Here is a 14,258-nt window from a genome sequence, read left to right as displayed (position 1 = left end):
GGCTCCGAGCTTGACCCGCAGACGCTGGAGACGCTGCAGAAGCTCGGCTTCCGTCAGGCACGGACGGCGGCCGAGACGGTGCGCGGCTGGCATTTCGGCCGCCGCGCCGCCGTGACCAGCGCGCGGGCCCGCGAGGTCCTGACCGAACTGACGCCCGCGCTTCTCGTCGCGCTCGGCCGCACCGCCGATCCCGACGGAGCACTGGCCCATCTCGATAACGCCTTCGTGCGGATGCCGGCCGCCGTCGAGCTGCTGACGCTGCTGCGCTCGCAGGACGCGCTGCTGACCCTCTTCGCCGAGATCCTCGGCAGCGCTCCGCGCCTCGCCAGAGTGGCCGCGCTCCATCCGCATGTGCTCGACGGCGTCATCGACCCCGCCTTCGGCCAGGCCGGGCTGGACAGCGATGCGCTGGAGCGTCGCATCCGCGGCGTCGTGGGCTCACCACCGCCGAGCGTCGAGGAGGGGCTGGACAGGCTGCGCGACGCCGCCCGGCAGGAGAACTTCCTGGTCGGTGCGCGGCTGCTCTCCGGCGTCTATCCCGCTCAGGCCGCGGCGCAGGCCTATTGCGCCGTGGCGGAAGCCTGCCTGCGCGTCGCCTTCGCCGACACGCGCGATGCCTTCATCGCCGATCACGGCATCATCGCAGGCGCGCAGAGCGTCGTGCTCGGCCTCGGCCGGCTTGGAGCGGGCGAATTGACGCCGTCCTCCGATCTCGACCTGATGCTGCTCTACGACCGGCCGGAAGACGCGGAACCCAGCCAGGGGCGCCGCAGCCTCGATCCGGTGACCTGGCATGTGCGCTTCACCCAGCGGTTCGTCGCAGCGCTGACGGTGCCGACCCGCCGCGGCACGCTCTACGAGGTCGACATGCGGCTGCGGCCGTCGGGCAACAAGAGCCCGGCCGCGACCCAGTTCGCGGGCTTCGAGGCCTATCACCGCGGCGAGGCCGAGATCTGGGAGGAGATGGCGCTGACCCGCGCCCGGGTCGTGGCGGGCGATCGCGAACTGGCGCAGCGCGCCGAGGCCTCGATCCGCGCGATCCTGAGCCGCCGTCGCGAGCCGGCGAAGGTGGCCGCGGCCGTAGCCCAGATGCGCGGCCTGATCGCGAAGGAGAAGGGCGAGAAGAACCCCTGGGATCTCAAGCTCGCCCTCGGCGGGCTGACGGATCTCGACTTTCTCGCGCAGTATCTCGTGCTTGCCCATGCAGCCGATCACCCAGCGCTGCTCGTGCGCGACACGGCCTCCGTCTTCGCCGCTGCCCGCACGGCCGGGCTGCTGGCGGCGCCGGATGCCGCTGCGCTGGAGGAGGCGGCGCGGCTGATCGGCGACGTCCAGCTCTGGCAGCGCTTCACGGTCGAGGAGGCGTTCGACCCCGCCGCCGTGCCGGCCCGCGTGCTGACCCGTATCGCCACCGCGGTCGGGCGGCCGGACCCAAAGGTCCTGCGGGCTGAGCTGGACGAGGTGCGTGGCGGCGTCCGCGCGATCTTCAACCGGATACTCGGCGCCGCCCGTAGCGGCTGACGGTCAGGCCGCCCGCGCCATGACCCGGCCGGTGCCGCCGTCCAGCGGCAGATGGACCATGACGATGGTGCCGGCGCCGATCGCGGAGCGCAGCCGCAGCGACCCGCCATGCAGTTCCGTCAGCGAGCGGGCGATGGCGAGGCCGAGGCCCGAGCCCTTGTAGCTGCGGGTGAGATCGCCCTCGACCTGCTCGAAAGGCCGGCCGATGCGGTTGATCTTGTCCCTGGGAATGCCGATCCCGCTGTCCTCGACGAAGATGTTGACGGCGCCGGGGACGGGTCGGATGCGGATGGCGACCTGGCCCTCCTCGGGCGTGAACTTGACGGCGTTGTCCAGCAAGTTGCCGAGGATCTGGTAGAGGGCGTGCGGATCGGCCTCGAGATGGGTGTCGCGCGGCCCTTCGATGGTGAGCGCGAGGCCTTTCCGGTCGATCTCGTCCTGGACGGCCCGCACCGCCTCGTCGACGACCAGCCCGATCGCGATGTTGGATTTCTCGAGGCTGACCTTGCCGGACTCCAGCCGCGACATGTTCAGGATGTCGTTGATGAAGCGCAGGAGGTACTCGCCGCTCGCATGGATGTCGCGGACATAGTCGGTGTACTTCTCGCCCAGGGGCCCGAAAATGTTGCTCTGCATGACGTCGGAGAATCCGATGATCGCATTGAGCGGCGTGCGCAACTCATGGCTCATATTCGCGAGAAATTCGGATTTGGCGCGGTTGGCGCTCTCGGCGGCAGCCTTCTGCTCGAGATAGCGCTCGGCCATGTCGGCAAGTTGCTGGGCCTGGGCCTCCAGCTTCTGGCGCGAAGCCTTGAGATCGGTGACATGCATCAGCAGCTGGTGCTCTGACTGCGTCAGCCGTTCCTCCTGCTGCTTCAGCTTGGTGATGTCGGTGCCGACCGAGACCGAGCCGCCATCCTTGGTGCGCCGCCCGTTGATCTGCAGCCAGCGCCCATCCGAGAGGCGGGCTTCGTATGAGGACGAGCCGTCGGTGCCGCGCAGCGAGCGCATCGGCTCCTGGTCGATGTTCGGCTGGGCGCTCGAGCGCATGATCTCGTCATGGCACATTCCGGCGACCGCGAGTTCGGGAGGCAGCTTGTGCAGTTGCTGGTACTTCGCATTGCACAGGACGAGACGGTTGTTGGCGTCCCACAGCACGAAGGCTTCCGAGATGGCTTCGACGGCGTCGCGCAGCCGGGCGTCGGCGGTTGCAGTGCGCTCGGCCATGCGGCGCTGCTCCGAGATGTCGACGACGATGCCGACGAGGTGCTGCGCATTGGTCCGCCGGTCGATGACGAGCTCGGCCCGGGCCTTCAGCCAGATCCAGTTGCCGGCGCTGTCGCGGACCCGGAACTCCTGGTCGAGATGCCGGGCTTCGCCCCGGCTGATCGCGTCGGCCAGCGCATAGAGATCGACGTCGTCATGGTGGATGAAGCCGCTCACCTCGCCGAAGGACATATACTGTCCCGTCCGGGCATAGCCGAGCATGGCGTACATCGAATCCGACCAGTAGATGCGGCCACGAGCGAGATCCCAGTCCCAGAGGCCGCAATGGCCGCGGTTCAGGGCGGTGTCGATCCGCTCGCGGATGCAGTCGCAATCCTGGTCGGCGGCGCGGGCGCGGCGCGACTGGACGACGAAGCCGATGGTGATCGCGGCGAGCACGAGGCCGGCGGTCGCAAACAGCAGTGCGAGTCCGCTGCGTCGCTGCTGCCAGACCGCCAGCGCCCGCGATACCGGGTGGAGGACCGCGACCTGGCCGAGCGGAGCGGCGAGGTTGCGGACCGTGGCGATGGCCTCGGCACCGTCGGGCAGCGTGATCCGCATCACCCCGGCACGATCGCCGAAGGCGGTCAGCGGCTGCGTCTGGCCGAGGAAATCGACCAGGGTTCGCTTGGCCTGCCCGATCGCGGGTTCGCTGGAGATGACCTGCCCGTCCTCCCCGCTGACATGGACGATGCGGCCTTGTCCGGCGAGATGGCGGGAACTGAGGACGGCGAGCACGACCGCGGGGGCGACGCCGCGCTGCGAGGCGATGTCGAGCTCGCGAGCCAGCAGCGACGAGACGAGGTCCATGTCGCCGGCGGCGTCGGCCAGCGCGTCTTCACGCATCGCCGTCGTCTGGATGGCGCCGCCGGTGGCGAGCAGCAGGATGAAGAGGGCGACGAGGCCGGGGATAACGGTGCGGAATGTCGGCTCGAGAGTCTCGAAACGCTGGTACAGTGGATGTGTCAGCGATCTAGCGACACCGAGAATCGAATCTGCGCGCACAGTTGCGCAGTCCGCGTTGGCACGCGTCATGCCCGTCCCCCTTCGGATACCTTACCGTCAGTAGATCGGGAGACGTGCCGCATCCCCGCGAATCACTTTCAGTTGAATCCGAGTGAGGCGATTTGTCTAGCCTGGAGTTGAATCGGAGATATCGAATTCGCCTTTAGGTTGTGTTAGGCGAGTGATTGAATCTTGTGCGCGTAATGAAACGTTAACCTTCTCGACAGGTCGCCGTTAACCCTTTCAGGCCAGCGTCCGCTCGGCGATGTCGGCGACGTCGCGGGAAAGGTTCGGCGTTTGCGCCACCATCGCCAGCCTGGCCTCGGCGAGCGCCTTGCGCCGCGGCTCCAGCATCCGCCAGCTCTTGAACGAGGCGAGCAGGCGCGATGCCACCTGCGGGTTCGTGCGGTCGAGCGCGACCACGATCTCGGCCAGGAACCCATAGCCTTCGCCATCGGTGCGGTTGAACTGGGTCAGGTTGGCCGCGAAGCCGCCGATCAGGGCGCGCACCCGGTTCGGGTTCGTCAGCGAGAAGGCCGGATGCTGCATCAGCGCGCGCACCCGGTCGAGCGTCCCGCTTTCGGGGATCAGCGCCTGGGCCATCAGCCATTTGTCGAGGACGAGCGGTTCGGCCGCATAGGTCTTCGCGAACCGCGCGATCAGGGACTCGCGGGCCTCGCCGGGGATCAGCGTCATCGCGGCCAGCGCCGCCAGACGGTCGGTCAGGTTGTCGCCGGCCGCAAACTGCGCCTCGGCCAGCTGCGCGCCGCTGTCGGGTGCGGCCAGTGCGATGAGCCCGAGCACTTCGTTGCGCAGCGCCCGCCGGCCGGCCGAGGCCGCATCGGGGCTGTAGCGCGCCGCCGAGGCCAGTCGCTCGCGCAGCGCGAGCAGATCCGTCCCGAGCTGGCGGCCGATCTCGCTCGAAAGCCGGCGATGCGCTGCCTGGATCGCATCCGGATCGACATCGCGCCCGATCTCGCGCGCGACGTCGCCAAGGGCAGGCAGCCTGAGGACCTGCGCCGCGAAGGCGGGGTCGGCCGGGGCCTCGGTCTTGAGAAATTCGCGCAGGCCCGCAGCCAGGGCCTGTCCGGTGGCGACGAGCGCGTCGAGGCGGTCGGGGTCGCGCCCGGCTTCGACGAGGGCGCGCATCGCCACCGTCTGCCAGGCCTGCCAGCGGTTGAACGGATCGCTGTCGGCCACAAACAGGCGCAGCAGCGCGGCCTCGTCGAGATCGAGCTCGAGCCGGACCGGAGCGGAGAAACCACGCAGCAGCGAAGGGATCGGCGGCTCGGCGACATCGGTGAAGGTGACCGACAGCGACGGCTGGTCGAGGATGACGACCCCGTTGCCGGCATAGGCCTCCGATGCGGTTGCGAGCGGCAGGTCGCCATGGCCGCCCACGAGCCCGAGTGCGACCGGCAGGACGACGGGCTGCTTCTCCGGCTGGCCGGGCGTCGCCGCCGTCTTCTGCGCCAGATCCAGCGTGTAGCTGCGCGCCGCGGCATCGTAGCGGCCCGAGGCGACGATGGTCGGTGTGCCCGCCTGCTCGTACCAGCGCGAGAAATGCGTCAGGTCGCGACCGGAGGTCTCGGCGAAACAGGCGAGGAAATCCTCGATGGTCGCCGCCGTGCCGTCGCAGCGCGCGAAATAGAGGTCCATGCCGTCGCGGAAGGCGGCCTCGCCCACCAGCAGCTTCAGCATGCGGATCACCTCCGCCCCCTTCTCGTAGACCGTCGGCGTGTAGAAGTTGTTGATCTCCTTGTAGGCGCGCGGGCGGACGGGGTGGGCCAGCGGCCCCGCATCCTCGGAGAACTGCGTCGTCCGCAGCGTCCGCACATCGGCGATGCGCTTCACCGGCCGCGAGCGCTCGTCGGCGGAGAACTCCTGATCGCGGAAGACGGTAAGCCCTTCCTTCAGGCAGAGCTGGAACCAGTCCCGGCAGGTGATGCGGTTGCCGGTCCAGTTATGGAAATACTCATGCGCAATGATCGCCTCGATCGAGGCGTAGTCGCCATCGGTTGCGGTCTGCGGGTCGGCCAGCACGTATTTGTCGTTGAAGATGTTGAGGCCCTTGTTCTCCATCGCGCCCATGTTGAAGTCGGACACGGCGACGATGTTGAACACGTCGAGATCGTAGTTGCGGCCGAAGACGCGCTCGTCCCAGCGCATGCAGCGCACGAGGCAGTCCATCGCCCAGCCGGCGCGGTCGGCCTTGCCGGGCTCGACATAGACGGCGAGTTCGACGGTGCGCCCCTCGGCCGTGACGTATTTCTGGCGGACGACGTCGAGCGCGCCGCCGACCAGCGCGAAGAGATAGGCGGGCTTGGGATGGGGATCGTGCCAGATGGCAAAATGCCGCTCGCCGCCCGGCACCTCGCCCGAGGCGACGAGATTGCCGTTGGAGAGCAGGACGGGGGCGATCAGCTTCCTGGCCTCCAGCCGCACCGTGTAGACCGACATCACATCCGGCCGGTCGAGGAAGTAACTGATCCGGCGGAAGCCGTCCGCCTCGCACTGGGTGCAATAGACATGTGAGGAGAGGTAGAGCCCCATCAGCTTGGTGTTGGCGGAGGGGTCGACCTCGGTGTCGATCATCAGTGTGAAGCGTCGCGACGGCGGGGCGTGCAGCGTCAGTTGCTGCGGCGTGACGCTGTAGGCCGCTTCGTCGATCAGCAGCCCGTCGAGCCGCAGCGCCACCAGCTTGAGCTCATCGCCGTCGAGCACGAGCGGCGCACCGGGCCGGCCGGCCGGGTTCGGGCGCAGCCCGAGCTGCGAGCGGATGCGCGTCTTCGTCGGATGCAGGCTGATGTCGAGATCGACCGTGTCGATCAGCCAGTCGCTGGGGCGGTAATCCTCGAGGCGGATCAGGGGCGTGTCGTCGGGGCGCATCGTGAACTCGGATCTGCGTTTCGGTTCATCCGGCGCGCCGGATCGCTGGAAAGGTCTGTAGCCTGACGACCCGCGAGCCGAAAGCTCGGCCCGGTGTCGCTGGGTCGAAAGCCTGCCGGAGGGCGCCTGTGCCTAGCTTGCGGGCCCGGCCATGGCAGGTTCGGCATGGCTGACCAGCCGGCAGACCTGCGGCCGCGCGATCCTGACCGCCCGCTCGATCTGGTCGACGGCGGCATGGACCGCGGCGACGTCGAGCGCGGGATCGACGCGGCAATGGTAGTTCACCACCAGGCCGTTCAGGGTCTGGCGAACCCTGACATTGTGGATGTCGTGGATCGGTCCATCGAGCTTCGCCGTCTCGGTGGCCAGCGCCTTGCCGATGTCCTCGACCGTCTCCCAAGCCGCGTCATGGCCGGCCGGCGCGCCGGTTTCCATCGGCTCGATATGGGTCTCGACCTCGGTCTCGCCGCCGAACTCGTCGCGGATCGCCGCTTCCAGCCGCGTCGCGATCTCATGGGCCTCGCCCAGCGTCAGCCGCGCCTCGACCTCCATGTCGAGGCTGACCGAGAGGCGCTGGCCGATCGTGTGCACCGAGACGTGATGCACCGGAATCTTGAGCTTGAGCGCGATCAGCAGCACGCGTTCCAGCGCCGTCTCGTCGTCGACCTGCACCGGATCCGTCGTGACCGCGATCGCGGCGCCGGGTTCGATCCGCTCGAACTCCGCCGTGAGCGCCTCGCGGATCGCCGCCACCCGGTCCAGCGGCAGCGTGCGCGAGACGGTGATGCCGATCTCGCCATGGATGCGCCCGCCCGTCGGCCGGACCTTGAGCCAGTTGACGCCGACCACTCCGGGCACGCCCTCGGCGCCCTCCCGCAGGCGGTCGCTGACCCCCTTGGGCGCGGCATCGAGCAAGGTGTCGATGGTTCGCCGCCCCAGCCGGTAGGCCGACAGCGCAGTGAAGGCGGCAATCGCGAAGGCGGCGACCGTGTCGGCCCGGGCGAGCCCGTACCAGACGCCGATCAGGCCGGCCAGTACGAGGGCGGAGCCGACGAAATCCGCCGAGAAATGCGTCGCCTCGGCGGCGAGAGCCTCGCTCCCGGTCTCCTTGGCGATCTTCGTCAGCGAGCGCCAGCGGATCGCGTCCACCACCATCGAGAGCAGCATGATGCCGATGACGATGGGCGTCACCGAGACACTCTCGATCAGGCCCGTCCAGAGCCGGTTGCCGGCTTCCCAGAGGATCGCGCCCGCCAGCGTGAACAGGATCGCGGTCTCGACCAGCGCGGCCAGCGCCTCGACCTTGCCATGGCCGTAATGGTGCTCGTCATCGGCCGGCTTGTCAGAGACGCGCACCGCGAACCAGGTGAACAGCGTCGAGCCGACGTCGATCAGGCCCTGGAGCGCATCCGTCAGCAGCGCGAGCGAGCCCGACAGGACCGCGCCGACGAATTTGGCGCCGGTCAGGAGCAGAGTCGCCATGACCGAGAGGATCGCGGCCCGCTGCTTGATCTGCGCCATCTGGGCGGCGGTGGCGCGAACGGGCGCGCCCTCCAGACCGTCTTGCGTTGAGCTCATGGCCTGTCCTGCCGGCTGCGTCTTGGAACTCTGTTCACGAGCGGCGATGCTTTCGCCCGATTCAAGGGTAGGATCAACCCGACACCATCCGGTGAACGCCGTCAGGATGCGCCCGCCGCCAAGGTCGGGCCCGAAGAGGAAACGGAAAACGATGCGCTATTTGCACACCATGGTCCGCGTGACCGATCTCGACGCTTCGCTGGATTTCTATGTGAACAAGTTCGGTCTGGTCGAAACCCGCCGGATCGAGAACGAGAAGGGCCGCTTCACCCTGGTCTTCCTGGCCGCGCCCGACGAGGTCGAGACCGTGCGCGAGCAGGGCAGCCGCGGCCGCCCGACGCTGGAATTGACCTATAACTGGGACCCCGAGAGCTACACCGGGGGCCGCAATTTCGGCCATCTCGCCTATGAGGTCGACGACATCTACGCCACCTGCGACAAGCTGATGAAGGCCGGCGTCACCATCAACCGCCCGCCGCGCGACGGCAACATGGCCTTCGTCCGCTCGCCCGACAACATCTCGATCGAACTGCTCCAGAAGGGCGACCCGAAGCCCCCGGCGGAGCCTTGGGCGAGCATGCCGAACACCGGCGTGTGGTAGCCACCGGACGCTGGCAGAGTGCCATCGTTTGTGAGACGATTGGCAATGAGCCCAGAAGAACCCGTCTTCGTCGATGATCCCGCCATCCTCGACTCCGTTGCACGCCTGGCTGCGCTCTACGCGTGCACGGAAGAGGAGGCGATCGGCATCGCGGTGAGTGCGGAACTGCAGCGCCGCGCCGCCGCAACGACGGACCTCCAACAACAGCAATGACCGGCGTCTTCTGTCTCGGCATCTCGACGCTGGATTATGTCTATAGCGTCGAGGCCCTTCCCACCCGCGGCGAAAAATATCGCTCCAACGCGCTCGCCGTCGTCGGCGGGGGCTGCGCCGGAAATGCCTCGGTCGCGATCGCCCGGCTCGGCGGGCGCTGCTGGCTGGCGACGCGCCTCGCCGACGATCTGCCGGGCCAGGAAATCATCGCCGATCTCGTCCGCGAGGGCGTGGACACCACCTTCGCCCGCCGCGTGCCCGGCCTGCGTTCGCCGGTGTCCGCCATTCTCGTCGATGCACGGGGCGAGCGCATGGTGATCTCCTACTCCGACCCGCAGATGCCGGAGGACACCGACTGGCTCCCGACCGCCTTGCCTGAGGGGGCGCGGGCCGTGCTCGCCGATACGCGCTGGGGCGAGGGCGCGCTCGCGGCGCTGCGGCTGGCACGCGCCGCCGGCGTGCCCGGTGTGCTCGACGGCGACCGCAAGCCGCCCCATCCCGACCTGGTCGAGACCGCGAGCCATGTCGCCTTCAGCGCCCAGGCGCTCGCGGAACTGTCAGGCGCAGCCGATCCGCGCGAGGGCCTCGCCCGGATCGCATGCGGGGCGTCGACTTGGCTGGCGGTCACGCTCGGCCGGGAGGGGGTCCTCTTCATCGAGGATGGCGCGGTCGCCCATCTGCCCGCCTTCGCGATCGAGACGGTCGACACGCTCGGCGCCGGCGACGTCTGGCACGGCGCTTTCGCGCTTGCTCTGGCGGAGGGGCAAAGCGAGCGCGCGGCGATCCGCTTCGCTTCGGCGGCTGCGGCGATCAAATGCACCCGCTTCGGTGGCCGGGCGGGCGCGCCGGAGCGCGCGGAGATCGAGGCCTTTCTGGCGCAGCGCGGCTGATCGCTGGCAAAGCCGTGATTGCTCATCATTTGGGCAGCCGTGGCGGGCCGGGCTCTTGCCGGGAAACGGCGCGCGCGGAAGATTGCAGCGTCGTTCGACCCAGCCAGCCCGATCCGGGAACTTCCATGTACGCGCCGCACGTTCCGGCCGCCACCGATCCGCTGCTCCCCGCCTATGTCCGCGCCGCGGGCGGGGTGGCGCTGCGCTTCGGCCGCGTCGGGGCGCGGACGCTTAGGCTGGACCTCTCCGAATCCGGCGGCTACCGCGCCCGCTTTCCCACTACCTTCGACGCGAGCAGCGAGGCCGTGCTGATCAACACCGGCGGCGGCATGGCCGGCGGCGACACGATGAGCGTGACGGTCGATCTCGGCCCCGGCAGCGAGGCGATCGTCACCACCCAGGCGGCCGAAAAGATCTATCGCAGCCAGGGCGCCGACACCGTGATCCAGACCCGCCTGACCGTCGCCGCCGGAGCGTCGCTCTGCTGGGTGCCGCAGGAGAGCATCCTCTTCTCGGGCGCGCGCTTGAACCGCCGCCTCGCCGTCGATCTCGCCGCCGATGCCCGGCTGGTCGCCTGCGAAAGCGTGTTCTTCGGCCGCAGCGCCATGGGGGAACGCGTCGAGCGCGGCGCCCTGCGCGACCGCTGGCGCCTCCGCCGCGACGGGCGGCTGGTCTTCGCCGAGGATGTCCGGCTCGAGGGCGCGATCGCGCAGACGCTGGGGCGTTCCGCGATCGGTGCCGGCGCCCGCGCCGCCGCGACGATCCTCGCCGCCGGCGGTGACCTGGCCGACCGGCTCGAGCAGGTCCGTGCGCTCGCCGAAGAGGCGCAGGCGGGCGCGGTCGAACTCGGCGCCGGCCTCGTCTGCGACCTTCTGGTCGTCCGTCTTCTCTCCCCCGATGCCCAGGCCCTGCGTCGCGTGCTCGTCACGCTGCTGCGGCATCTGACCGGCCGTGCGCTGCCGCGCACCTGGTCAACTTGAGGAGAGCATCATGCTGGCGATCCAGGGTCTGAAATGCATCTACGACACCGGCGCGCGGGGCTGGGCGATCGAACTGGCGCTGAGCGGCGAGGGGGATGAGGCATTGCGCCGTTTCGACGTCGATGGGCCCGACGATGCGAAGATGCTGATCGAGGCCTTCGAGGAAGCGACCTCCAGCGCCTTCGACCCCGCGACGGGCGAGATCGTCTTCGCCTATGAATATGCCGATTTCGGCGTCGAGGACGAAGACGACGAGGACGAGTCGGAAGACGAGGACGGCGAGGACGAGGATTCGGACGGCGCCGACGAGGACGAAGAGAAGGACAAGCCATGAATTTGACGCCGCGCGAAAAGGACAAGCTGCTCGTCGCCATGGCCGCCATGGTCGCGCGACGCAGGCTGGAGCGCGGCGTCAAGCTGAACTATCCCGAGGCCGTCGCGCTGATCACCGACTTCGTCGTCGAAGGCGCGCGCGACGGCCGGTCCGTCGCCGACCTGATGCAGGCCGGTGCCCATGTGGTGCGGGCCGACCAGGTCATGGACGGCATCGCCGCCCTCATCCACGACGTTCAGGTCGAGGCGACCTTCCCCGATGGCACCAAGCTCGTCACCGTCCACGAGCCGATCCGGGGCGCCTCCGATGCGATGAAGCCGGGCGAGGTTACGACGCTGCCGGGCGATCTCGTCATGAACGAGGGCCGCGTGAGCCTCTCGCTCACCGTCTCCAACACCGGCGACCGGCCGATCCAGATCGGATCGCATTATCATTTCTTCGAGGCCAATCCGGCGCTGTCCTTCGAGCGCGACAAGGCCCGCGGCTTCCGGCTCGACATCCCCGCCGGCACGGCCGTGCGCTTCGAGCCCGGCCAGACCCGCGAGGTCCGGCTCGTGGCGCTCGCTGGCAAGCGCGAGGTCTACGGGTTCCGTCAGGAGGTGATGGGGAAACTGTAGGACACAGCTTTGCCGTGCGAGCAACAGCTCCAAAATTGCGCCTTCTTTCCGGAAGTGCTAAAAGTAAGGCATTCGCGATTATTGTAAGGGGTTGGCTATGGCGGCTTACTTCTCTACCGTTACGGCCAAAGGCCAGTTCACCATGCCGGCGGAGATACGGCGGGCATTGAATTTGGTGCCAGGCGACGAGATCGAGTTCGTAGCCCTACGCGACGGGCGCGTGTTCATGCGCCCGCTCAATGCGCCTCCCTCCGCTTTTTTCGACGCGGTATCGCCGCGTCCAGCGGTCTTCGGCAGCGATGAAGAAGCGCTGGATGCAGCGATGGCCGAGCGAAACCTGCCTACGCCACAGGCGGCGGAATGATCGGCATCGACACCAATATCCTCTTGCGGGCGGTGACGAACGACGATCCGGTTCAGTCTCCGCTCGCCCGCAAGCTGCTCCTGGATTTTTCGCACCAGCGACCGGGCGTCCTGAATGTCGTGACACTGGTCGAGTTCGCGTGGACTTTGCGGTCGCGCTATCGCTACCGCCGATCTGAAATTCTTGAGATCATCGAGCAATTGCTGCGGAGCCGAGCCTATCTGGTCGTCGAACGATCGGCGATCAGCGAGGCGTTGGCGCGCTCGCGTGATGAAGGCCTGGATTTTGCTGATGCCCTGCTCGGCGAACTCAACCTCGCTGCCGGCTGCAAGACCACGATGACCTTCGACCTAAAGGCGTCCATCAGCACGGCCTTCAGCCCAGCGCCGTAAGTTTTGGAGTTCGCATGCCCTTCAACTTTCCCCGCAATGCCTATGCCGCGATGTTCGGTCCCACCACCGGCGACACGGTGCGCCTCGGAGACACCGAACTCGTCATCAAGGTCGAGAAGGATTTCACCACCTATGGCGAGGAGGTGAAGTTCGGCGGCGGCAAGGTCATCCGTGACGGCATGGGCCAGAGTCAGGTCCGCAATGCCGATGGCGCGGTCGACACCGTCATCACCAATGCGCTGATCCTCGACCATTGGGGGATCGTGAAGGCCGATATCGGCATTCGCGCCGGCCGTATCTGCGCCATCGGAAAGGCCGGCAACCCCGACATCCAGAGCGGCTTCGGCAATTTCGATCCGACCGAGACGATCGTCGTCGGCCCCGGCACCGAGGTCATCGCGGGCGAGGGCAAGATCGTCACAGCCGGCGGCTTCGACAGCCATATCCACTACATCTGCCCGCAGCAGATCGAGGACGCGCTGATGAGCGGGCTCACCACCATGCTCGGCGGCGGCACCGGCCCCGCCCATGGCACGCTGGCGACGACCTGCACGCCCGGCCCCTGGCATCTCGGTCAGATGATCAAGGCCGCCGACGCCTTCCCGATGAACCTCGCCTTCGCCGGCAAGGGCAACGCCGCGCTGCCCGGCGCCCTGATCGAGATGGTCGAGGCCGGCGCCTGCGCGATGAAGCTGCACGAGGACTGGGGCACGACGCCCGCCGCGATCGACAACTGCCTCTCCGTCGCCGACGACTACGATGTGCAGGTGATGATCCACACGGATACGCTCAACGAGAGCGGCTTCGTCGAGGACACCATCGCCGCCTTCAAGGGCCGCACCATCCACGCCTTCCACACGGAAGGGGCGGGCGGTGGCCATGCGCCCGACATCATGAAGGTGGCGGGGCTGCCGAACGTGCTGCCGTCCTCGACCAATCCGACGCGGCCCTTCACCGTCAACACGCTCGACGAGCATCTCGACATGCTGATGGTCTGCCATCACCTGTCGCCGTCGATTCCCGAGGATCTGGCCTTCGCCGAGAGCCGCATCCGCAAGGAGACGATCGCCGCCGAGGACATCCTGCACGATCTCGGCGCGCTCTCGATGATGTCGTCGGACAGCCAGGCGATGGGCCGCGTCGGCGAGGTTATCACCCGGACCTGGCAGACAGCGCACAAGATGAAAATTCAGCGCGGCACGCTGGCGCAGGATGTCGGCACCGGCGCCGACAATTTCCGCGCCAAGCGCTATGTCGCGAAATACACCATCAATCCAGCCATCGCGCATGGCATTTCGCGCCATATCGGCTCGATCGAGATCGGCAAGCTCGCCGACATCGTGGTCTGGTCGCCGGCCTTCTTCGGTGCCAAGCCTGATCTGAACCTCAAGGGCGGCATGATCGCGGCCGCCCCGATGGGCGATCCCAACGCCTCGATCCCGACGCCGCAGCCGGTGCATTACCGCCCGATGTTCGGCGCCTTCGGCAAGGCCGTGACCTCGACCTCGCTGGTCTTCGTCTCGCAGGCGGCGATCGCCAACGGCCTTCAGAAGCGGCTGGGAACCGACAAGCAGATGGTCGCGGTCGAAAACACCCGCGGCGGCATCT

13 protein-coding genes are annotated in these 14,258 nt (G+C 68.0%); 10 read left to right on the top strand and 3 right to left on the bottom strand.

Going from position 1 to position 14,258, the window contains the following annotated elements; genetic code table 11:
• Window positions 1-1,521 (top strand): [protein-PII] uridylyltransferase family protein (locus Q8M82_RS10035; RefSeq protein WP_465248078.1); only part of this gene is annotated, 1,521 nt, incomplete at its 5' end.
• Window positions 1,522-1,524: 3 nt separating this feature from the next.
• Here the strand turns inward: Q8M82_RS10035 and Q8M82_RS10030 are convergent.
• The 3 genes from Q8M82_RS10030 to Q8M82_RS10020 all read right to left on the bottom strand — a co-directional run bounded on the left by Q8M82_RS10030 (window position 1,525) and on the right by Q8M82_RS10020 (window position 8,259).
• Window positions 1,525-3,822 (bottom strand): PAS domain-containing sensor histidine kinase, encoded by a 2,298-nt coding sequence (locus tag Q8M82_RS10030; RefSeq protein WP_305691223.1) that lies wholly within the window; start codon window positions 3,820-3,822, stop codon window positions 1,525-1,527.
• A gap of 213 nt (window positions 3,823-4,035) precedes the next feature.
• On the bottom strand, window positions 4,036-6,681 hold the full coding sequence (pepN, locus tag Q8M82_RS10025) for an aminopeptidase N (RefSeq protein WP_305691222.1): 2,646 nt from the start codon (window positions 6,679-6,681) through the stop codon (window positions 4,036-4,038).
• A 132-nt stretch (window positions 6,682-6,813) separates the two neighbouring features.
• Window positions 6,814-8,259 (bottom strand): cation diffusion facilitator family transporter, encoded by a 1,446-nt coding sequence (locus tag Q8M82_RS10020; RefSeq protein WP_305691221.1) that lies wholly within the window; start codon window positions 8,257-8,259, stop codon window positions 6,814-6,816.
• Between the two features lie 151 nt (window positions 8,260-8,410).
• On the opposite strand from Q8M82_RS10020, the gene Q8M82_RS10015 reads away from it, so the two are divergent.
• The 9 genes from Q8M82_RS10015 to ureC form a co-directional block, all read left to right on the top strand.
• Window positions 8,411-8,860: a VOC family protein gene (locus Q8M82_RS10015; RefSeq protein WP_305691220.1), complete on the top strand. Its 450-nt coding sequence runs from the start codon at window positions 8,411-8,413 to the stop codon at window positions 8,858-8,860.
• A 45-nt stretch (window positions 8,861-8,905) separates the two neighbouring features.
• Window positions 8,906-9,073: a hypothetical protein gene (locus tag Q8M82_RS10010; RefSeq protein ID WP_305691219.1), complete on the top strand. Its 168-nt coding sequence runs from the start codon at window positions 8,906-8,908 to the stop codon at window positions 9,071-9,073.
• Window positions 9,070-9,963 carry a PfkB family carbohydrate kinase gene (locus Q8M82_RS10005; RefSeq protein WP_305691218.1) on the top strand — a complete coding sequence of 298 codons (894 nt, stop codon included), beginning with the start codon at window positions 9,070-9,072 and terminating at the stop codon, window positions 9,961-9,963. The genes Q8M82_RS10010 and Q8M82_RS10005 overlap by 4 nt, the downstream gene beginning before the upstream one ends.
• 125 nt (window positions 9,964-10,088) lie before the next feature.
• Window positions 10,089-10,943: an urease accessory protein UreD gene (locus tag Q8M82_RS10000; protein WP_305691217.1), complete on the top strand. Its 855-nt coding sequence runs from the start codon at window positions 10,089-10,091 to the stop codon at window positions 10,941-10,943.
• Window positions 10,944-10,953: 10 nt separating this feature from the next.
• Window positions 10,954-11,277, top strand: coding sequence for a hypothetical protein (locus Q8M82_RS09995; protein WP_305691216.1), 324 nt, complete (start codon window positions 10,954-10,956; stop codon window positions 11,275-11,277).
• On the top strand, window positions 11,274-11,894 hold the full coding sequence (locus Q8M82_RS09990; protein ID WP_305691215.1) for an urease subunit gamma: 621 nt from the start codon (window positions 11,274-11,276) through the stop codon (window positions 11,892-11,894). The genes Q8M82_RS09995 and Q8M82_RS09990 overlap by 4 nt, the downstream gene beginning before the upstream one ends.
• A gap of 97 nt (window positions 11,895-11,991) precedes the next feature.
• Window positions 11,992-12,258, top strand: a complete 267-nt coding sequence (locus Q8M82_RS09985) for an AbrB/MazE/SpoVT family DNA-binding domain-containing protein (protein WP_305691214.1) — start codon at window positions 11,992-11,994, stop codon at window positions 12,256-12,258.
• On the top strand, window positions 12,255-12,650 hold the full coding sequence (locus tag Q8M82_RS09980) for a PIN domain-containing protein (protein WP_305691213.1): 396 nt from the start codon (window positions 12,255-12,257) through the stop codon (window positions 12,648-12,650). The genes Q8M82_RS09985 and Q8M82_RS09980 overlap by 4 nt, the downstream gene beginning before the upstream one ends.
• Window positions 12,651-12,664: 14 nt before the next feature.
• A partial coding sequence (ureC, locus tag Q8M82_RS09975; protein ID WP_305691212.1) for an urease subunit alpha occupies window positions 12,665-14,258 on the top strand: 1,594 nt, incomplete at its 3' end.

It is taken from the genome of Allobosea sp. (assembly GCF_030694325.1).
Classification (GTDB): Bacteria; Pseudomonadota; Alphaproteobacteria; order Rhizobiales; family Beijerinckiaceae; genus Allobosea.
The sequence above is the reverse complement of the archived record's forward strand: the minus strand, read 5'-3'. Positions and strand labels throughout refer to the sequence as shown.

Coding starts and splice junctions, on each gene's coding strand:
- Q8M82_RS10000 (WP_305691217.1), top strand. CDS start 10,089: ATGTACGCGCCGCACGTTCCGGCCGCCACCGATCCGCTGCTCCCCGCC.
- Q8M82_RS09985 (WP_305691214.1), top strand. CDS start 11,992: ATGGCGGCTTACTTCTCTACCGTTACGGCCAAAGGCCAGTTCACCATG.
- Q8M82_RS10005 (WP_305691218.1), top strand. CDS start 9,070: ATGACCGGCGTCTTCTGTCTCGGCATCTCGACGCTGGATTATGTCTAT.
- Q8M82_RS10020 (WP_305691221.1), bottom strand. CDS start 8,259: ATGAGCTCAACGCAAGACGGTCTGGAGGGCGCGCCCGTTCGCGCCACC.
- Q8M82_RS10015 (WP_305691220.1), top strand. CDS start 8,411: ATGCGCTATTTGCACACCATGGTCCGCGTGACCGATCTCGACGCTTCG.
- Q8M82_RS09990 (WP_305691215.1), top strand. CDS start 11,274: ATGAATTTGACGCCGCGCGAAAAGGACAAGCTGCTCGTCGCCATGGCC.
- Q8M82_RS09980 (WP_305691213.1), top strand. CDS start 12,255: ATGATCGGCATCGACACCAATATCCTCTTGCGGGCGGTGACGAACGAC.
- Q8M82_RS09995 (WP_305691216.1), top strand. CDS start 10,954: ATGCTGGCGATCCAGGGTCTGAAATGCATCTACGACACCGGCGCGCGG.
- Q8M82_RS10010 (WP_305691219.1), top strand. CDS start 8,906: ATGAGCCCAGAAGAACCCGTCTTCGTCGATGATCCCGCCATCCTCGAC.
- pepN (WP_305691222.1), bottom strand. CDS start 6,681: ATGCGCCCCGACGACACGCCCCTGATCCGCCTCGAGGATTACCGCCCC.
- Q8M82_RS10030 (WP_305691223.1), bottom strand. CDS start 3,822: ATGACGCGTGCCAACGCGGACTGCGCAACTGTGCGCGCAGATTCGATT.